The sequence below is a fragment of the candidate division KSB1 bacterium genome, from assembly GCA_034521575.1.
Lineage (GTDB): Bacteria > Zhuqueibacterota > Zhuqueibacteria > Residuimicrobiales > Krinioviventaceae > JAXHMJ01.
Map to the genome: position 1 here is coordinate 504,854 of JAXHMJ010000005.1, position 18,065 is coordinate 522,918.

Below are 18,065 nucleotides of genomic sequence, written 5' to 3' on the forward strand. Positions count from 1 at the left end.
TAACGGGTAAAACAGAAACCCATAGAAAGAGGCGATTCTAAATTCATGAAATACATAAAACCGACAATATCCATACTTGTGTTTGCCGCGATTCTTTCAATCACAGGTTATTCCTATTATAAGCATCAGCTGGCAAAAGCGCAACAGGAAATATCCTATATGTCCGATTTGCTAACCCGTCAGGAGCACTTGATCGAGACCGAAAAACAACGCAAACGCGCTGTTCGCAAAGTACTGAATATCATCAATCGTTATAACAGCGACATGTCCGATTCGACCAAACAGGATGTGGCCAATGAAATCTATTTAATGAGCCGCAAATATGAAAATCTGAATATTGACCTGATTGCCGCCACCATCACCCACGAAAGTGCGGCTACCTGGGAACCGACGGTCACATCTCGGGCCGGCGCTATGGGACTGATGCAGATCATGCCCGCCACCGGCGCTTATCTGGCGTATGAGGAAGGCATGAACTGGACTTTTGCGGAAGATCTGCTTTTCGATCCCCTTATCAATATCCAGCTGGGCTGCCGCTATTTGAATGAACTTGTGGGCATGTACGAAGAAGACGGCGGACTCGCCGCCTACAACGGCGGACCCAGGCGCGCGGAAATGTGGATCGACGGCAACAAGGATTATAATATTCTCTGGAAAGAAACGCGGGAATATGTACCCGCAGTCATGAGACTGTACGACCGCTTCAAAGTGCAGGAAACCCTGTAAACACACAACACACACCCTCCTTGACTCCCCTTTGCACGCAAAGGGGAGTTTTTTATGCCCCCCGCCTCTTCTTTTTTCGCGCGCCGATGAAATTTATTTGTATTTGTACAAATTTTTTGTTACAATAATAGATTAATCTGTTATCATTTTACAACATCCGGAGGTGTTACAATGGGTCAGATCGTGGGCGAGGGCTATACCTTTGATGATGTTTTGCTGATCCCGAATCAGTCGAGCGTATTACCCAAACAAGTCGATATCAGCACCCGGTTAACCCGAAACATCCATCTCAAAACTCCCATTGTCAGCGCGGCGATGGATACGGTGACCGAAGCTGACCTCGCCATTGCGCTGGCGCGCGAAGGCGGCATTGGGATTATTCATAAAAACTGCTCCATCGAATATCAGGTGGAAGAGATTGACCGGGTCAAACGCTCCGAAACCGGCATGATCTACAATCCCATCACCATGACCTCGGAGCGGCCGATCAGCGATGCTCTCGATGTGATGCAGCGTTATCATATTTCCGGCATTCCCATTGTGGACCATAACATTCTGGTCGGCATACTCACCAACCGCGACCTGCGCTTTGAAACCGATTTCAGCAAAAAAGTCAGAGATTTAATGACCAAGGAAAACCTGGTCACGGTTCCTCCTGACATTTCACTGGAAGACGCGGAAAAAATCCTGCACGAGCACCGCAAGGAGAAACTGCTGGTGGTGGACGAAAACCGCACCCTCAAGGGTTTGATCACCGTCAAGGACATCAAGAACCGCAGACGCTTTCCCGATGCGACCAAAGACAAACACGGCCGGCTGCTGGTGGGCGCTGCCGTGGGCGTGGCATCGGACAGCAAAGAACGCGCCCGGGCGCTGATCGACGTCGGCGCTGACGTGATTGTGGTGGACACGGCGCACGGACATTCCCGCGGCGTCATCGACACCATCAAAATGCTGAAACAAGAACACCCGGAGATTGAACTGATTGCCGGTAACATTGCCACTCCGGAAGCCGCGGAGGACCTGATCAAAGCCGGTGTCGACAGCATCAAAGTGGGAATCGGTCCGGGCTCCATCTGCACCACACGCGTGGTCGCAGGCACCGGCGTGCCGCAGATCACAGCCATCATGCAGTGCCACGAGGTGGCATCCAAATACGATATTCCGCTGATCGCGGATGGCGGCATCAAACAAACCGGCGATGTGGCCAAAGCCCTCGGCGCCGGAGCCGACTCGGTGATGCTCGGAAACATGCTTGCGGGCACGGACGAGAGTCCGGGCGAACTGGTTTTTTATCAGGGACGCAGCTACAAAGTCTACCGGGCCATGGGGTCGCTGAGCGCCATGCGCGGCGGGCGCGGCGACCGCTATTTTCAGGAAGGCGAACGCAATGTCAAAAAACTGGTGCCCGAAGGCATTGAAGGCCGTATTCCGCACCGCGGAAAACTCAGCGATGTTATCTATCAGCTGGTTGGCGGACTGCGCGCCTCCATGGGTTATTGCGGTTCAGCAACCATCCAGGAATTGAAGGAAAAAGCCCGGTTCATCCGGATCACCCCGTCCGGGCTGCAGGAAAGTCATCCCCATGATATTACGATTACTCATGAATCGCCCAACTATATACTGAAAAAATAAAGCCGAATACATCAAATGCATCCGGCTGCAAGTCTGTTTCAGCCTGCTCTTTTTTTAAAAAAACTGTTATGCTTCCAACTGGTTGACAAAAGCCGCCAGTTCTGGATTTCTGGTTGGCTGCCTTGTTCTTGTGTTAAATTGATACCCTTGGTGGCCAGGTTGTGCAGAACAGAGCAGTCGTATCCCGATAGATCTTTTCACCTTCTTCTTTGTTCTCAACGGAACGCAGCTTTTTAATCTGACTTTTTAACCGTGTTTTGTAATGACGGCTGTGGAGTGCGATTGCGTTCACCGATTTGGATACGTTTTATTGCTGACTTGTGATTCGCCATATTAACATCACCTTTTTTTATAGTTCTAAACTTACAATCTTGAAATTTAGTCAATAAAAAATAAAAAATCAACATTTTTTTTGAGGATGAACATGAGTATACAAATCAAACCCGTTTCCGGTCAGCACCTCAAAACATTTGTAAAGCTGCCCTGGACCCTGTATCAGGACGATCCCTGCTGGGTGCCGCCGCTTATTTCCGATCAGCTCAACTATCTGAATCCGAAAAAAGGCCCGTTTTACGAGTTTGGCGACGCCGAACTGTTTCTCGCCTGCAAGGACGATGTGCCGGTCGGACGTATCAGCGCCCAGATTGACCGCCAGTACGAATCCCATCAGGACGCTGAAACCGGATTTTTCGGTTTTTTCGAAAGTATTAACGATATCGAGGTGGCTGAACAGTTGCTGCACACGGCGGAAACCTGGGTGCGGGACCACGGCAAATCGAGAATATGCGGCCCGTTTAATTTCACCCTGTACGATGCCAGCGGACTGCTGGTCAAAGGCTTTGATACCCTTCCGGTTCTTCTCACCAATTACAACAAATCTTACTATGCCGGTCTGCTGGAACAGTGCGGATACCGCAAACATATCGACTGGTACGCATTCCGCGTCAGCTCGGATCTGCACATCCGGCCGGTGTTTTACAGAATCCGGGAGCGCATCAGGCGGCAGGGCATTGTCATCAAATCCATAGACATGAAAAAACTGGATGAGGCTGTCGATTATATCGGTCCGATCTTTAATGAGGCCTGGGCCGGCAATCACGGACACGTGCCGTTAACCGATCGGCAATTGGAAGAGTTTAAAGCAGAACTCAAATATGCGATTGAACCGGATTTAACCTATCTCGCTTTTCTCGACGGACAATGCATCGGCTTTTCCCTGAGCGTCAAAGACGCCAATCCCGCCATCCAGAAAGCCAACGGCAGACTGTTTCCGTTCGGATTGTTCAAAATCATGCACGGCATGCGGCATGTAAAACGACTGCGCACCTTTGCCATGGGCGTGCTAAAAGAACACCGCAACCGCGGTCTGGATATTGTTTTTTATCTGGATACCATTGAAAACGGCATCAAAATGGGTTACACCGAATCCGAGTGTTCGGTGATTGTGGAAACCAACAATCGGATGATCGGCGCGCTCGAGGATCTGAACGCGGAGCAGTATAAAACCTTTCGCTTTTACGAAAACAGTCTGTAAACCCCGAATCCGGCAGCGCACAGTATGCAGGGGGGTACCTGCCACGCACTCTTTCAATATTTTATATCATTTTTACTTGACTTTTCTGATATTTTTTATTAGCTTTATAAAAATTCAGGGCCATTCGCGATGAAAAGCAAAAACATACAAAGCGGCGCACTGCTGCGCATTGAGAGTATGCGCGATTCTCTAAAGTCAGCTGAACAGCGTCTGTCGGATTTTATCCTGTCCAATCCCAAAGACATGGTTCACATGACCATCCAGGAGCTGGAGGCGCAGTCCGGTTCGAGTTATGCAACCATTATCCGGTTTTGCAAAAAAATCGGGTATACCGGATTCAAAGAGCTCAAACAAAGTCTGGTTCAGGATATTATTATCAACAACGAGTCTGCCAAAGTCTCTTCCCTTTTGCCGATTGAACAGGATGACAGCACCGAGTCGATTATTAAAAAAACATTTCAACATTCGCTGCAGACACTGGATAACACACAAAGCATCATCGATGAGACTGCTATTAACCGGGCCGCCACAGCCCTCAGCTCGGCACAGGAAACCCTTTTCATCGGAACCGGAACCTCGGGTGTCAGCGCCGCTTATGCGTTTGCCCGCTTTTACCGGATCGGCAAAAGAATGTATATCAGAGAATGATCCGACGGTTTACAAGATCAAGGCGTCCCTGCTCACAGAACAGGATGTGCTGTTTGCCATTTCATCATCCGGGCGTTCAGCAGATATCGTGGATGCGGCGCAAATAGCCCGTCATGGCGGAGCCACCGTGATCAGTTTATGCGATTTTGCCGTTTCGCCCTTGACAAAAAGTTCAAATATCAATCTCTACACCACACCACGCGACACGACATTGTTTTTAAACATTGACATGCCGCTGATTATCGGTCAGATTAGCATTATCGATATCCTGTTCTCCTGCTGCTGCCGGATAACGGGTCAACATGCATTTGATATGATGCATACCACAAAAAAAATAGCGGACAAGGAAAAACTCGGCAAATAATCGGAATTTAATATGGTCAACGAAAAAGGGATTGCCTCTTTTTGTCAGGAATGCGGCGCCTGCACGCATGCCTCCGGCTGCAGCAACGGTAACGGCTATGATCAGATCGTCGACCTGATCGTGGAAAAGGTCAAAAGTCAGATGCCCGCTGCTTCTGACACGGATTCGACTTTGATCCCGGTCGGGGTTTCGAACCGGCACGTGCATTTGACCGAGGCCACCTTTAAAACACTGTTTGGCGCGGACAGCCGCATTGAAAAATACAGAGATCTGTACCAGCCCGGCGAATTTCCGTCGCAAACAAATTCGTCACCGTGGCCGGTCCGAAAATGCGCAGCATTGAGCGCGTGCGCATACTGGGACCGCTGCGCAACTACGATCAGCTCGAGATATCTTTGACAGACGCTATCAATCTGGGCCTGAACCCGCCGATCCGCAATTCCGGAGATCTGCGCGACGCGGCGCCGATCACACTGATCGGTCCGAAATCCTCGATATTTCTGCCGCAGGCCGCCATCATCGCCAACCGGCATGTGCATATGCCGGGCAGCGCGGCACAGCGGTTCGGTGTAAAGAATCAGGAGTATTGCAAAGTGCGAATCGGCGGTGAAAAAAGCACCGTTTTCGAGAACGTGCTGGTGCGCGTCAACGATGCCTGGAAACTGCACCTGCATCTGGATACCGACGACGCCAACGCCGCCAATATCCGTTGTAATATGCACGCCGAATTTATTGGAAAAATGTAAGCGAAACTGTTATGAAACTGGCTAAAGTCATTGGCAACGTGATCGCCACACAGCGCGCCGGCATGCCCGGCCATCAGAGACTGCTAATTGTGCGCTACCTGGACGTCAACCTGAACCCGGTCGATCAAACCGCGGTGTGTGTGGACACAGTCAGCGCCCGCCCCGGAGATGTGGTGCTGACCTGCTCGTCATCATCAGCGCGCAAAACAGCTGCCACTCAACATGTATGTACCGATAGCGCGATTGTCTCTATCGTGGAACTCGTAACCGAAAACGGAAACAATATTTATCACAGGGATGCACCGTGAAAGTCAGTCTGGAAGATATTATCACACGGGTGGTCAAAGAGGTTGTGGCTGAGCTGATCCGCAACGGCGTCGAGATTGAAACCGCACCGCATTCATCACCCCGCTCCGACGCTGGGCAAGCGGCGCCGGCCGCAAAGTGAAACCATCGACATGTCGGGATACCAATCCCCCGTATTGACCGAACGGCAGATTCAGAGACTGCATGACTTGACGGGCCGCGTCATTGTTCCCTCCGGAACCGTGGTCACGCCCAAAGCCAAAGAGCTTTTAAAACGCAAACAAATATCACTCATCATAGAACAGAATTAAGGAGGACCCCATGGCAAAAGCTGCATTGGGATTCATCGAAACACGCGGCAACACGGGCTGTGTGAACGCGATCGACGCGATGATCAAGACGGCCGGTGTGGACCTGGTCAAAAAAGTCGAGATCGGCGGCGGTTACGTGACAGCCATTGTACGCGGAGAAGTGGGCGCGGTCAAATCCGCGATCGAAGCGGGCGCCGAGGCCGCGGCCAAAGTCAGTGAACTGGTGTGCGCCAATGTCATTCCTTCCGCGCAAAAAGATGTCTTTGAACTGATTGGAATCAAAAAATAGAGGATCACTATGCAAAAAGCGCTTGGAATTATTGAGACAAAAGGCTTTGCGACCGCCATGCAGGCGGCGGACGCCTCGGTCAAAGCAGCCAACGTGGTGTTGGGTGAATGGCTGCCGGTCGGCGGCGGTAAAGTCAACGTTATCATGCGCGGCGACGTGGCCGCGGTCAAGGCCTCCATCGAAGCCGGTGTGGCGGCAGCCTCGCAGGTCGGTGTCGTGCTGGGCCAGACCATCATTCCGCGTCCCTCGGAAAAACTGGACGCGCAATTTCCCATTGGCGAGAAAAAATCGACGGCAAAAAAATAACAGGCCTGATCCATGAGTGTGAGTGACGAAAAAATACGCAGCATTGTCAAAAAAGTGCTTGAGGATAGTCTCAGGCAGCCGTCCGCAGCGGATACAGCTGCAGACACAGCGTCCGGCTCCGATCCCGGCTGGGGCGTGTTTCAGAACATGGACGATGCCATCGAGGCGGCGCGCGTCGCCTTTGAGCGCTTTCAGTCCTTTGATCTGCAGGACCGCCGCAAATTTACCGACGCGGTGCGCCGGGTGGCGCTGGATCACAAAGAAGAATACAGCCGCATGGCGGTTGAACTGACAAAGATGGGCCGGGCGCCGCACAAAATACTCAAGCACATCAATGTGGCGAAAAACAGTCCGGGCATCGAGTATTTGCGGCCGGACGCCTGGGCCGGTAAAAACGGTCTTGCGGTGGACGAATGGTCGCCCTGGGGCGTGATCGGCAATATTTCCCCAAGCACGCATCCCAGTCCCACCATGCTGGACAATATCATCATCCAGTTGTCCGCCGGCAACACCATCGCGTTCAATCCGCACCCGGTGGCCAAACAACTGAACGCCCGGGTCATTCAGCACTGCAACCAGGCCATGACCCGCGCCGGCGCGCCGGAGAACCTGGTGACCTGTGTGGCCCACCCGACCCTGGAAAGCGCAGAGTTTATGTTTGCGCATCCGCAGACCAAACTTCTTTCCATTACCGGCGGTCCCGCCGTGGTCAAAGCCGCTATGAAGCACAGCAAACCCATCATTGCCGCGGGACCGGGCAATCCGCCGGTGCTTGTGGATGAAAGCGCGGATCTCGAACTGGCGGCCCGGGAAATTTCAGAAAGCGCCGCGTTTGACAATAATATTCTGTGCACCGCGGAAAAAGAAGTGTTTATCGTCGATTCGGTGTTTGACCGCTTTGTGCAGGCGTTCAGCACACTCGGCAACATCAAGCTCACCGGATCACAGATGGATCAGCTGGCGGACAAGGCGCTGGTCAAAGGCGAGCAAGAGTATTACATCAGCCGTGACTTTGTCGGGCGCAATGCCAGTGTTCTCGGCCGCGCTCTGGGCATGCAGGTCTCGGACGAGGTGGGGCTGCTGTTCGGAGAAACCGATGCCGATCATCCCTGGGTCCAGGCTGAACAGATGACACCCTGTCTGCCGCTGGTGCGCGTTCGGGATTTTGAGCAGGGACTTGAGGCCTGCATTCAGGCGGAACACGGATTTGAACACACCGCAAGCATTTTTACCCGAGATATGAACCGGGCGACCCGGTACAGCAAACGGATCAAAACCGATATCGTGGTGATCAACGGCCGCACCAGCCGCGGCGACGGCGGCGATCTGGGCGAAGGCTATTTTTCGCATACCATCGCCTCGCCCACGGGACACGGTATTGTGACGCCGCGGGATTTTTGCCGCAAACGCCGGATCATGACTGTCGGCGCAATGAGATTTATTTAAACACATGAGGAGCCCAACATGGCAGAGATAAAAGCACTTGGAATGATAGAAACCAACGGATTTACCCCGCTGATCGAAAGCGCGGACGCGGCGGTCAAAACCGCGAATGTAGATTTTGTGGAATGGCGCAAAGTGGGCAGCGGTTATGTCTCGTTTGTGATCAAAGGCGAAGTCGCAGCCGTGCGCTCCGCTATTGATGCGGCGCGCGAAGCCGGATCCAGAGCCGGTGAGGTGATCTCCGAACTGGTCATTCCGCGACCGGTGGACGAACTGGCAACAACCTTTAAAAAGTAAATATCCCGACAGCCGTCCTTCAGGACAGCGATGAACGGATTTTAAACCGGAGCCTATATGATATTTGCAAAGGTGATCGGAACCGTGGTTTCGGCACAAAAAGATGAAAACCTGAACGGCAAAACCCTGCTGCTTTGCCGGGAAGTGGATTGTGATCAGACGCCGCTGGACCATTATCACGTGGCTGTGGACGCCGTGCAGGCCGGTGAAGGCGATCTGGTCATTCTTTCCTGCGGATCATCAGCGCGCATGACGCACACCACGAAAAGCGCGCCGGTGGATGCCGTGGTCATGGCCATTGTGGATGACATTCAACTCGCGGAATCCGGCGTATGAGACTGGCAAAAGTCATCGGTACCGTATGGGCGGAGAACAAAGCGCCGCAATTGCAGAGCTGCCGGCTCTATATTGTCCAGCCGGTCAACTCGGACCAGAGTTACGCCTGCTGGCGGCCGTCGTGGCGGCGGACCCGCAGAATCTGGCCGGACTGCACGCACTGCGTCGTGGTTGTGACCAGCACGGATGCCGCCCAGGCGTTCCCGGACGGATTTGCGCCGGTGAACGCCAGTATCGTCGAGGTGGTGGATGATCTCAGCTAAAGCGGCGGCGGTTTTCCTGCGCCGCCACATGAAACAGACAGGATAAATGCATGTACCTGGCAAAAATTTTAAAACAAATAACAGCCGAACAAAAACACGGCGCCTATCAGGGCAAACGCGTGTTTGTGGTGCAGCCGATCAGACCGGACGGCACCCCCACGGGCGGCGAAACCGTGGCCATGGATTATGTGGGCTCCGGTATCAATGATATCGTGGTCTGCGGCGGCGCTCCCGGCGTGGCCCGGGACGTGTTCAAACTGCAGCAGGCGCCCATCCGCACCCTGATCATGGCTATTGTGGATGAACTGGATTATCGGGACGATTGAATGTTTGACAATTCCCGGACAAACTAAAGAAATTCAATGACCCTATCAGATCTACAACAAAACGGTGTCATCGGCGCCGGCGGCGCCGGATTCCCGGCGCATGTCAAACTGAACGCGCAGCCGGAGATTCTGATCATGAACGCCGCCGAGTGCGAACCGTTGCTGCACAAAGACAAAGAACTGCTGCGGCATCACACGCAAACCGTACTGCAGGGGTTTGAGACCGCCATGCAGCTGACCGGCGCCGCGCAGGGCATCATCGGTATCAAAGCCAAACACCGCGCGCTGATTAATCTGCTCAAATCACAGATCCGTGACTCTATTTCAATCATCCCGGTCGGAGATTTTTATCCGGCGGGCGACGAGGTGACCCTGGTTTATCTGACCACCGGCCGACTCGTTCAGCCGGGCGACCTGCCCCTGAGCGTCGGATGCGTGGTGCAGAACGTGGAAACGCTGTACAACATGGGACTCGAGCAGCCGGTGGTCGATACGTTCATCACGGTGGCCGGGGCAGTCGCCTCACCGCGCACCCTGCGGGTTCCGGTGGGCACAGCGTACCGGGATATTCTGGCGCAGTTCGATATCCGAACCCGGCAGTACCGCGTGCGCTCCGGCGGATTGATGATGGGCAGCCTGGAAACCAATTTGAACCAGGGGGTCACAAAATATTCAGCCGGACTTGTTGTGCTTCCCGCGGATCACGCCTGCGTCGACATGTACGAACGTTACCGGACACCGCAGCAAACCGACCGCCTGGCCAAAGCCGGCTGCGATCAGTGCAATTTCTGCACGGAATACTGTCCCCGCTACCTGCTGGGCTATCCCGTGCGTCCGGAAACCGCCATGCGCGACCGCATGTTCAATACCGGCGATCCGAAGGCGCACAGCGGCAATCAATTCTGCTGCGAATGCAATCTCTGCACCCTGTTCGGCTGTCCGGAAAGTCTGGATCCCAAAGGCGCCACGCTCATTGAGAAAAAAATGTTGCGCAACGAATCCTGGCAGGGACTGCCGGTCACGCCGCATCCCATGATGAATTACCGCAAAGTCCCGACACGCAAACTGATGCAGCGTCTGGACGTGCTGCAGTTTTCGGACAAAGCGCCGCTCAGCGATTTGAAGCTGCGTCCCGAACAGGTGCGCATCCCCCTGCGCCAGCATATCGGCGCACCCGCGGTGCCGGTTGTCGAAACCGGACAATCGCTGCAGCGCATGGACCTGATCGGCAAACCGGACGGCGATCTTTCATCCGCCGTGCATGCGTCCATATCCGGGACAGTGACAAACGTAACTGAAACTCATATTGTGATCAGAGGGAATTATGCCGGATAACGTAACCATCGGAGTGGTCGAACTCTCGAGTATTTATAAAGGCTTTGAAGTGCAGGACACCCTGCTCAAACGCGCCCGGGTTGAAAAGCTGCTGGCGCGCACGATCTGCTCGGGCAAATACCTGATCCTGGTCAAAGGCGAAATCGGGGATGTGGAAACCGCCATGCAGCAGGCGCGCGAAACCGGCGGATTTGCCATCGTACTGGCGGAAACGGTCTCCAATGTGCATCCGGACGTGCTGCGCGCCTTGTCCGGAACCGGCAGTTTGGAGACGCCTGAGGCGCCCGGACTGCTGATCATTGAAACGTTTTCCGTTGCCGCGGCCATCAAAGCGGCGGACATTGCCGTGGATGAAGCCGATATCAATCTGTTGAGAATCCATGCGGCCATGGCCATCGGCGGCAAGGGCATGATCCTGGCCACCGGTGATATGGAAGCCCTGCAGTCGGCCGCGGATCCGGCTATCGAGTATCTGAAACAGGACGGCTGTCTGGCCGGATTCACCCTGCTGTCCAATCCGCATCAAGACTTGTTAAAAGACCTCGTTTAAACAGACAGGAGTCAATATGAGCACGAACGAATGGCAATTGAAAAAAACAATCCTGGATATCGGCAAACGCCTGTGGGAACGCCGGTATGTGGCCTCGAATGACGGCAACATTACCGTGCGTATGAACGACAACGAACTGTTGACCACCCCCACCGGCGTCAGCAAGGGATTCATGACCCAGGATATGATCATAAAGATGAATATGGACGGCAAGGTGCTGTCCGGCAGTTCCAAATACCGGCCCTCCAGCGAAGCGAAAATGCACATCCAGGTTTACAAGCAGCGTGAGGATATCGCTTCGGTGGTGCACGCGCATCCCCCCTACTGCACCAGTTTCGCAGTGGCCGGCATTCCACTGAACAAGTGCGTGCTGCCGGAAGCCATTTTGACCCTGGGCGCGGTGCCGATAGCGCCGTACGGCACGCCTTCGACCATGGAAATCCCGGACTCTATCAAACCCTACGCGCAAAACTCGGACGCCATTCTGCTGGCCAATCACGGCGCGCTGACGTTCGGTACCGATCTGATCAACGCCTATCATAAAATGGAAACCCTGGAACACTCGGCCGAGATCGTGCATTACGCCATTCAGCTGGGCAACGTCAATATGATTCCCCAGGATCAGGTGGACAAGCTGATGCAGGTGCGCGAACAGATGAACATTCCGGGCAGAATTAACCTGTGCAGCGCCAACAACGGCAGCCAGGCGGACCAGATCGATGAAACTCAGATCGAATCCATCACCCGGGAAGTGATCAACCGGTTGAACAAAAGCTAAAACCGGAGCTTTTATGAAGATTCTCATTGCCAATCCCGGCAGTACCTCGTTCAAATGTAAATGCTACGAGTCCTCGGACTGGTCTGTGGTGTTCGAGGCAGCCCTGGAACGCATTGGCGAACCGGAAAGCGCTCTCTCCTACCGGCATGCAGACAAAGAGCCGGTTGACGTACGCCGGCCTGTCGCGGATGTTGAACAGGCGATTCAACTCATTCTGGAGGCGCTGCAGACCCACCGATCCCTCGACAGCCTGGCAGCTGTGGGATTCAAAACCGTGCTTGCCAAAGGCGTAAACGGCTGCGTGCAGTTGGATGACAGCATCATCCGCGCCATGCAGGAATACGAACCGCTGGCGCCGCTGCACACGCAGATCTATCTGACCGCAATCCGGGTGTTTGAATCGCTGCTGCCGGACACCCCGCGCATCGGATTGTTTGAAACCACCTTTCATCACAACATTCCCGCCCCGGCTTTTACCTATGCGATTCCGCAGCGCTATCAGGATAGTCTGGGTCTGCGCAAATACGGATTTCACGGCGCCTCACACTGGTCTATTGCCCGGTACCTCGAATCAAATTACCTTGAAAACAAACAGTCCTATACCGCCATTTCCTGTCACCTGGGCGGCAGTTCATCCATCTGCGCCATCCGCAACGGCGAGTCCGTGGATACGAGCATGGGCATGAGCCCGCAATGCGGACTGCCGAACGCCAAACGCGTCGGGGATCTGGACAGCTTTGCGCTGCTGTATCTGATGGAAAAAGAGACCCTGTCCCCGGCGGCCGCGCGCGAGCTGCTCGCTTCGGAAAGCGGCATTCTGGGTATTTCCGGCATCAGCGGAGATTTCCGCGATATTCAAGCCGCCATGGCCAGGGGCAGCGAGCGGGCCCGGCTAACGTTTGATACGTTTGCCTACAGTGTGAAACGCTATATCGGCGAGTATCTGGCCGTGCTCAATGGCGCGGATTTTATCGTGTTCACCGCCGGACTGGGACAACATTCGCCGGCCCTGCGCCGGGCGGCTCTGGAGAATATGCAGAACCTTGGTATTGAACTGGATGAAAAATTGAATGCCGGCACCCCCAAAGAAGGTGTTATTTCAACGCCGAATTCCACAGTCAACGTCCTGGTGCTGCCGACGCATGAAGAACTGATCGTGGCGCAGCAGACGGCCGATTTTATACAGGAGAACGCCTGATGAAAGCCGCACTGTTTATCCCCTGCCTGACCGAACATCTGCTGCCCGAACCGGGACTGTCCATGGTCAGGATCCTCAACAAACTGGGCGTGGAGGTGGAATATGTCGAAAATCAGACCTGTTGCGGTCAGCCGGCCTATAACAGCGGCTATCATCAGCAGGTGATCCCGCTGGCGGAACAGTTTATCGAGCTGTTTCACGATAAAGAGGTGATCATCGCGCCGTCCGGGTCCTGTGTGGCCATGGTGCGCGAGGAATATAAACACCTGAAACTGCGCGAGGATCTGAAAGCGCCGTACGAGCGGTTAAAAGGCAGGATATACGAATTTACGGAATTTTTAGTCGATGTGTTGAACGTCGATCAGCTGGGCGGCCGATTTCCGCACCGGGTGACGTATCACGATTCCTGTCATCTGTCGAGAATGCTCGGCGTGCGCGAACAGCCGCGCCGTCTGATCGCCAACATCGCGGATATCGATTTTTTGGAAATGCAGGGCTCGGATGTGTGCTGCGGATTCGGCGGCACGTTTTCCTACAAGATGAAAGAGATATCGGTGGAAATGGTCAAACGCAAATGTGACTCTATTCAGGAGAGTCAGGCGGAATACTGCATCGGCGCGGATTCCAGCTGTCTGATGAACATTCAAGGATATCTGACTCAAAACGGCTATAGCGCCCGCACCCTGCACATCGCCGAGCTGCTGGCCAGGAGCCTGGAGTTGTAAAACTGCAGCGCCGAGTGTACGCGGCAGGCGGATCTATGGCTAAAGGCGCCGAACCGTGACCAAAACAAGGATTGTCTATGCACGTCACGCCTCGCAAAACCAAAACCTATATCAAAACCGCGCTCAAGGATTCCGTGCTGCGCCGGGCGGTACTGAACGCCACGGGCTCCACGGTGGCCTCCCGCCAGGCTATTATCGACGAACTGCCTTACTGGGAAGACCTGCGCGAAAAGGCGCACGCCATTAAAAAAGATGTCATTAAACATCTGGATACCACTCTGCAGACCTTTGAACAGCGCTGCACGGACAACGGCATTCAGGTGCACTGGGCTGCGGATGATCAAGAGGCGCGGCAGATCATTTTAGGAATCGCAGAGCGCAACCGGGTGTGCAAAGTGGTGAAAAGCAAGTCCCTGACCACCGAGGAAATTCACCTGAACTCGAGCCTGATCGACAAGGGCATCGACACCCTGGAAACCGATCTGGGAGAATATATCATCCAGCTCATGGAGCAGATCCCGTCGCACCTGATCATTCCGGCGCTGCATCTGACGCGCAAAGAAATCGGCAAGTTGTTCCAGGAAAAGCTGGGCAACGCCTACACTGAAGATCCGCATGAATTGTTGAAAATAGCGCGGCGCACGCTGCGGCAGCATTTTCTAAGCGCGGACATGGGCATTTCCGGCGCCAATTTCGGCATCGCCGAGACCGGCAGTATCTGCATCGTGGAAAACGAAGCCAACGCACATCTCACCACCACATTACCGGACATTCACGTCGCGGTGATGGGGATCGAAAAACTGCTGCCGGATTTCAAAGCGCTGCCCTATTTTCTCAAACTGCTGCCGGCCAACGCCACCGGTCAAAAAAGCTCGACGTTTGTCAATTTCATCAGCGGACCGACGCACGCTAAACTGGGCGAAGGGCCGAAAGAAATGCACGTGGTGCTGCTGGACAACGGCCGCTCGCGGATTCTGCAGGACCCGAAACTGCGTCAGACCCTGTTCTGCATCCGCTGCGCGTCGTGTCTGAACAGCTGCCCGGTGTACCAGCAGATCGGCGGACACGCCTACGGCTGGGTATACATGGGACCGATCGGCATCACCCTGATCCCGCAGTACCTGGGCGAATCCGTGGGCAAAACATCACCGTACGTGTGTTCGCTGTGCACCGCCTGCCGGGACGCCTGTCCGGTGAAAATCGATCTGCCGGCGCATATTCTGAACCTGCGCTCGCGACTTGCCGCGCACGGCAAAACCTCGCGCATTGAACGCACCGGCATGCGAATCTGGGCGTTCCTGGCACGGCACCCGCGGCTCTATCGATTTGCCACCTGGTTTCCGGGCAAGGCGCAGCAGCTGCTGCCCGGCGGCCGCTCGTTTCCGGCGCCCGGTTATACGCGAAAACGGACGCTGCCCCGGTTCGACGCCCAAGGATTCCGCAAGCGTTTTAACACCCTGCAGATGCCGTCAGCAGGTCAGCAAACCGAACATGCAAACAGCGAGGATAACCGATGAACAGTTCCAGAGAGGATATCCTGAAACGCATCAAACACGCACTGACCACCGCATCGGATCAGCCGAAAACCGATCCGGACACAGATATCCGCCTGCAAGCCGGGATTGAATCTATTGTGGCGCCGGATACAAAAGCACTGACCGACCAGTTTGAGAACGAGTTGAAACAGGTAAGCGCGGAATTTCATTTGATCGACGATATGGATCAGGCATCCGGAATCATTCAACAGATCGCGCAAGAAATGCAGACGCAGGAGATCGCCGTTGATGCCACCGACACCTGCCGCAGATTGGCGGACGCATTGGAAGCGCAGTCGATTGCCATCGTGCACACGACAGAGATAGAGTCGCCGGAACGCAAACAGAAACTGGCCGGGATTTCCACCGCACTGGTGGAAGCCTCGTTCGCCATCGCGGATATCGGCTCGCTGGTGGTGCTGTATGAGCATTCCGGCACCTCGCTGCCGCATTTTCTCACGGATTGCGTGATCGCAGTGGTTCAACAGGAGCGTCTGTTGGCGAATCAATATGAACTGTTTGATACGATATCCCCGGAACAGGCCAAAGACATGGTGTTTATCACCGGTCCCAGTCGCACCGCGGATATCGAAAAAGTCCTGGTGCTGGGCGCGCACGGTCCCCGCCGACTGGTGGCGCTGATGATCAAGGAGAAATAGCGTCGAACCTCTGTTGTGACTCGCTGCCCCGGTGAATGCAGGGTTGACAAACAATTCAAAACAGTACATACTGGAGTACGTTCTGTTGACCTCTCTTTTAATTTATTTAATTACATAATTTTAATCACCCTATTTACAACCCTTCTTGGCAACTTGTTTTCAGGATATTCGACATTGCCCCACCCCGAGGCCGAGGATAAGTTAAAATGTAGGTCGACCAGGTTGGTCGACCGGCGAAACCGGACTCGTTGTTTCGGAAAACCGTATTTCCTCCAGTCAGATTCAGGTCAGCTATGAGCGCACTCGATTAATGCAAACCAATACACAGGTCAGCCTGAGTGCAACCCGGTCAATATCATACGCGCCGGCACAAGGCCGACGAACTCGACGGTCTACATCGACCGTCGTCCGGTATCCGGAAACCAGATGATCGCAGCACAGTCCCGGCCCTGAAAGAGTGAGATCAACTATCCTGAGCGCAATTCCTGAATAAAGAACACAGACAACCAAAATCCAAGACCTGCATTGTGCTATACTGCAAATTCGACAATCATCTCCGCCCCGAGGCCGAGAATAAGTTAAATGTAGGTCGACCAGGTTGGTCGACCGGCGAAACCGGACTCGTTGTTTCGGAAAACCGTATTTCCTCCAGTCAGATTCAGGTCAGCTGGTGAGCGCACTCGATTAATGCAAACCAATACACAGGTCAGCCTGAGTGCAACCTAGTCAATATCATACGATCCGGCACAAGGCCGACGATCTCGACGGTCTACATCGACCGTCGTCCGGTATCCGGAAACCAGATGATCGCAGCACAGTCCCCGGCCCTCAAAGAGTGAGATCAACTTTCCTGAGCGCGATTCCTGAATAAAGAACACAGACAACCAAAATCCAAGACCTGCATCGTGCTATACTGCAAATTCGACAATCATCCCCGCCCCGAGGCCGAGAATAAGTTAAAATGTAGGTCGACCAGGTTGGTCGACCGGCGAAACCGGACTCGTTGTTTCGGAAAACCGTATTTCCTCCAGTCAGATTCAGGTCAGCTATGAGCGCACTCGATTAATGCAAACCAATACACAGGCCAGCCTGAGTGCAACCCGGTCAATATCATACGCGCCGGCACAAGGCCGACGAACTCGACGGCCTACATCGACCGTCGTCCGGTATCCGGAAACCAGATGATCGCAGCACAGTCCCGGCCCTGAAAGGGCGAAATCAACTTTCCTGAGCGCGATTCCTGAATAAAGAACACAGACAACCAAAATCCAAGACCTGCATCGTGCTATACTGCAAATTCGACAATCATCTCCACCCCGAGGCCGGGGATAAGCTAAAATGTAGGTCGACCAGGTTGGTCGACCGGCGAAACCGGACTCGTTGTTTCGGAAAACCGTATTTCCTCCAGTCAGATTCAGGTCAGCTATGAGCGCACTCGGTCAAAGCAGACAACTACACAGGCCATCCGAGAGCGGTAAAAACAGTCAATCTCGGGCGCGCCAGCGCAAGGCCGACGAACTCGACGGCCTACATTCACCGACCAAGCTGATCGATGGAATGAACACCCGAAAACGTCTACGTATAAAGGATTGACAGGTCTACGTATACTTTGTTTCAATCCCACATGGGTTCGATCAAAATATAATTGAATCTCGGATTAAACATACCGGTCCCATCGAAACAGCTATTTTGGGTTGAGTACAGCGGCAGATATTATAAAGCAGGTTCATCCTCGAATTTCTTACCATAGATTCC

24 protein-coding genes are annotated in these 18,065 nt (G+C 53.9%); all 24 read left to right on the forward strand.

The genetic code is table 11. The features are described 5' to 3' along the window. Positions 1-45 precede the first annotated feature (45 nt). Entirely contained in the window at positions 46-726 is a 681-nt protein-coding gene (locus U5R06_15120) for a lytic transglycosylase domain-containing protein (protein ID MDZ7724092.1), read from the forward strand. 171 nt (positions 727-897) lie between these two features. Then, positions 898-2,361: an IMP dehydrogenase gene (guaB, locus tag U5R06_15125; protein ID MDZ7724093.1), complete on the forward strand. Its 1,464-nt coding sequence runs from the start codon at positions 898-900 to the stop codon at positions 2,359-2,361. Between the two features lie 424 nt (positions 2,362-2,785). Further along, entirely contained in the window at positions 2,786-3,895 is a 1,110-nt protein-coding gene (locus U5R06_15130; protein MDZ7724094.1) for an N-acetyltransferase, read from the forward strand. Between the two features lie 129 nt (positions 3,896-4,024). Then, positions 4,025-4,543, forward strand: coding sequence for a MurR/RpiR family transcriptional regulator (locus U5R06_15135; protein ID MDZ7724095.1), 519 nt, complete (start codon positions 4,025-4,027; stop codon positions 4,541-4,543). Further along, the gene (locus U5R06_15140; protein MDZ7724096.1) at positions 4,491-4,907 is read left to right on the forward strand and encodes an SIS domain-containing protein; all 417 of its coding nucleotides are present in this window, start codon (positions 4,491-4,493) and stop codon (positions 4,905-4,907) included. Before U5R06_15135 ends, U5R06_15140 begins: the two co-directional genes overlap by 53 nt. Positions 4,908-4,919: 12 nt before the next feature. Next, on the forward strand, positions 4,920-5,306 hold the full coding sequence (locus tag U5R06_15145; protein MDZ7724097.1) for a PduL/EutD family phosphate acyltransferase: 387 nt from the start codon (positions 4,920-4,922) through the stop codon (positions 5,304-5,306). Further along, complete coding sequence (locus U5R06_15150; GenBank protein MDZ7724098.1) at positions 5,237-5,653, forward strand: PduL/EutD family phosphate acyltransferase; 417 nt, start codon at positions 5,237-5,239, stop codon at positions 5,651-5,653. The genes U5R06_15145 and U5R06_15150 overlap by 70 nt, the downstream gene beginning before the upstream one ends. An 11-nt stretch (positions 5,654-5,664) precedes the next feature. Then, complete coding sequence (locus tag U5R06_15155) at positions 5,665-5,961, forward strand: EutN/CcmL family microcompartment protein (protein ID MDZ7724099.1); 297 nt, start codon at positions 5,665-5,667, stop codon at positions 5,959-5,961. Next, positions 5,958-6,101 carry a hypothetical protein gene (locus tag U5R06_15160; protein MDZ7724100.1) on the forward strand — a complete coding sequence of 48 codons (144 nt, stop codon included), beginning with the start codon at positions 5,958-5,960 and terminating at the stop codon, positions 6,099-6,101. Before U5R06_15155 ends, U5R06_15160 begins: the two co-directional genes overlap by 4 nt. Next, complete coding sequence (locus U5R06_15165; protein MDZ7724101.1) at positions 6,037-6,270, forward strand: hypothetical protein; 234 nt, start codon at positions 6,037-6,039, stop codon at positions 6,268-6,270. Before U5R06_15160 ends, U5R06_15165 begins: the two co-directional genes overlap by 65 nt. Positions 6,271-6,280: 10 nt before the next feature. Further along, positions 6,281-6,559 carry a BMC domain-containing protein gene (locus U5R06_15170; GenBank protein ID MDZ7724102.1) on the forward strand — a complete coding sequence of 93 codons (279 nt, stop codon included), beginning with the start codon at positions 6,281-6,283 and terminating at the stop codon, positions 6,557-6,559. Positions 6,560-6,568: 9 nt separating this feature from the next. Continuing rightward, entirely contained in the window at positions 6,569-6,865 is a 297-nt protein-coding gene (locus U5R06_15175) for a BMC domain-containing protein (protein MDZ7724103.1), read from the forward strand. A gap of 12 nt (positions 6,866-6,877) precedes the next feature. Continuing rightward, a complete protein-coding gene (locus U5R06_15180; GenBank protein MDZ7724104.1) occupies positions 6,878-8,311 on the forward strand; it encodes an aldehyde dehydrogenase in 1,434 nt (477 codons plus the stop codon). 18 nt (positions 8,312-8,329) lie between these two features. Next, complete coding sequence (locus tag U5R06_15185; protein MDZ7724105.1) at positions 8,330-8,605, forward strand: BMC domain-containing protein; 276 nt, start codon at positions 8,330-8,332, stop codon at positions 8,603-8,605. A 57-nt stretch (positions 8,606-8,662) separates the two neighbouring features. Further along, positions 8,663-8,941 carry a EutN/CcmL family microcompartment protein gene (locus U5R06_15190; GenBank protein MDZ7724106.1) on the forward strand — a complete coding sequence of 93 codons (279 nt, stop codon included), beginning with the start codon at positions 8,663-8,665 and terminating at the stop codon, positions 8,939-8,941. Beyond that, the gene (locus tag U5R06_15195; GenBank protein ID MDZ7724107.1) at positions 8,938-9,204 is read left to right on the forward strand and encodes a EutN/CcmL family microcompartment protein; all 267 of its coding nucleotides are present in this window, start codon (positions 8,938-8,940) and stop codon (positions 9,202-9,204) included. Before U5R06_15190 ends, U5R06_15195 begins: the two co-directional genes overlap by 4 nt. A gap of 50 nt (positions 9,205-9,254) precedes the next feature. Beyond that, on the forward strand, positions 9,255-9,530 hold the full coding sequence (locus tag U5R06_15200) for a EutN/CcmL family microcompartment protein (protein ID MDZ7724108.1): 276 nt from the start codon (positions 9,255-9,257) through the stop codon (positions 9,528-9,530). A 36-nt stretch (positions 9,531-9,566) separates the two neighbouring features. Further along, positions 9,567-10,865 (forward strand): 4Fe-4S dicluster domain-containing protein, encoded by a 1,299-nt coding sequence (locus U5R06_15205; protein ID MDZ7724109.1) that lies wholly within the window; start codon positions 9,567-9,569, stop codon positions 10,863-10,865. Next, positions 10,855-11,415: a BMC domain-containing protein gene (locus tag U5R06_15210; GenBank protein ID MDZ7724110.1), complete on the forward strand. Its 561-nt coding sequence runs from the start codon at positions 10,855-10,857 to the stop codon at positions 11,413-11,415. Before U5R06_15205 ends, U5R06_15210 begins: the two co-directional genes overlap by 11 nt. Positions 11,416-11,431: 16 nt before the next feature. Continuing rightward, complete coding sequence (locus U5R06_15215) at positions 11,432-12,193, forward strand: class II aldolase/adducin family protein (protein MDZ7724111.1); 762 nt, start codon at positions 11,432-11,434, stop codon at positions 12,191-12,193. Between the two features lie 13 nt (positions 12,194-12,206). Then, complete coding sequence (locus U5R06_15220; GenBank protein ID MDZ7724112.1) at positions 12,207-13,391, forward strand: acetate/propionate family kinase; 1,185 nt, start codon at positions 12,207-12,209, stop codon at positions 13,389-13,391. Then, positions 13,391-14,116 (forward strand): (Fe-S)-binding protein, encoded by a 726-nt coding sequence (locus U5R06_15225; GenBank protein MDZ7724113.1) that lies wholly within the window; start codon positions 13,391-13,393, stop codon positions 14,114-14,116. The genes U5R06_15220 and U5R06_15225 overlap by 1 nt, the downstream gene beginning before the upstream one ends. A gap of 77 nt (positions 14,117-14,193) precedes the next feature. Continuing rightward, positions 14,194-15,633 (forward strand): LutB/LldF family L-lactate oxidation iron-sulfur protein, encoded by a 1,440-nt coding sequence (locus tag U5R06_15230; protein ID MDZ7724114.1) that lies wholly within the window; start codon positions 14,194-14,196, stop codon positions 15,631-15,633. Further along, positions 15,630-16,310, forward strand: a complete 681-nt coding sequence (locus tag U5R06_15235; GenBank protein MDZ7724115.1) for an LUD domain-containing protein — start codon at positions 15,630-15,632, stop codon at positions 16,308-16,310. The genes U5R06_15230 and U5R06_15235 overlap by 4 nt, the downstream gene beginning before the upstream one ends. Positions 16,311-18,065 lie beyond the last annotated feature (1,755 nt).

Coding starts and splice junctions, on each gene's coding strand:
- U5R06_15120 (MDZ7724092.1), top strand. CDS start 46: ATGAAATACATAAAACCGACAATATCCATACTTGTGTTTGCCGCGATT.
- guaB (MDZ7724093.1), top strand. CDS start 898: ATGGGTCAGATCGTGGGCGAGGGCTATACCTTTGATGATGTTTTGCTG.
- U5R06_15130 (MDZ7724094.1), top strand. CDS start 2,786: ATGAGTATACAAATCAAACCCGTTTCCGGTCAGCACCTCAAAACATTT.
- U5R06_15135 (MDZ7724095.1), top strand. CDS start 4,025: ATGAAAAGCAAAAACATACAAAGCGGCGCACTGCTGCGCATTGAGAGT.
- U5R06_15140 (MDZ7724096.1), top strand. CDS start 4,491: ATGCGTTTGCCCGCTTTTACCGGATCGGCAAAAGAATGTATATCAGAG.
- U5R06_15145 (MDZ7724097.1), top strand. CDS start 4,920: ATGGTCAACGAAAAAGGGATTGCCTCTTTTTGTCAGGAATGCGGCGCC.
- U5R06_15150 (MDZ7724098.1), top strand. CDS start 5,237: ATGCGCAGCATTGAGCGCGTGCGCATACTGGGACCGCTGCGCAACTAC.
- U5R06_15155 (MDZ7724099.1), top strand. CDS start 5,665: ATGAAACTGGCTAAAGTCATTGGCAACGTGATCGCCACACAGCGCGCC.
- U5R06_15170 (MDZ7724102.1), top strand. CDS start 6,281: ATGGCAAAAGCTGCATTGGGATTCATCGAAACACGCGGCAACACGGGC.
- U5R06_15175 (MDZ7724103.1), top strand. CDS start 6,569: ATGCAAAAAGCGCTTGGAATTATTGAGACAAAAGGCTTTGCGACCGCC.
- U5R06_15180 (MDZ7724104.1), top strand. CDS start 6,878: ATGAGTGTGAGTGACGAAAAAATACGCAGCATTGTCAAAAAAGTGCTT.
- U5R06_15185 (MDZ7724105.1), top strand. CDS start 8,330: ATGGCAGAGATAAAAGCACTTGGAATGATAGAAACCAACGGATTTACC.
- U5R06_15190 (MDZ7724106.1), top strand. CDS start 8,663: ATGATATTTGCAAAGGTGATCGGAACCGTGGTTTCGGCACAAAAAGAT.
- U5R06_15195 (MDZ7724107.1), top strand. CDS start 8,938: ATGAGACTGGCAAAAGTCATCGGTACCGTATGGGCGGAGAACAAAGCG.
- U5R06_15200 (MDZ7724108.1), top strand. CDS start 9,255: ATGTACCTGGCAAAAATTTTAAAACAAATAACAGCCGAACAAAAACAC.
- U5R06_15205 (MDZ7724109.1), top strand. CDS start 9,567: ATGACCCTATCAGATCTACAACAAAACGGTGTCATCGGCGCCGGCGGC.
- U5R06_15210 (MDZ7724110.1), top strand. CDS start 10,855: ATGCCGGATAACGTAACCATCGGAGTGGTCGAACTCTCGAGTATTTAT.
- U5R06_15215 (MDZ7724111.1), top strand. CDS start 11,432: ATGAGCACGAACGAATGGCAATTGAAAAAAACAATCCTGGATATCGGC.
- U5R06_15220 (MDZ7724112.1), top strand. CDS start 12,207: ATGAAGATTCTCATTGCCAATCCCGGCAGTACCTCGTTCAAATGTAAA.
- U5R06_15225 (MDZ7724113.1), top strand. CDS start 13,391: ATGAAAGCCGCACTGTTTATCCCCTGCCTGACCGAACATCTGCTGCCC.
- U5R06_15230 (MDZ7724114.1), top strand. CDS start 14,194: ATGCACGTCACGCCTCGCAAAACCAAAACCTATATCAAAACCGCGCTC.
- U5R06_15235 (MDZ7724115.1), top strand. CDS start 15,630: ATGAACAGTTCCAGAGAGGATATCCTGAAACGCATCAAACACGCACTG.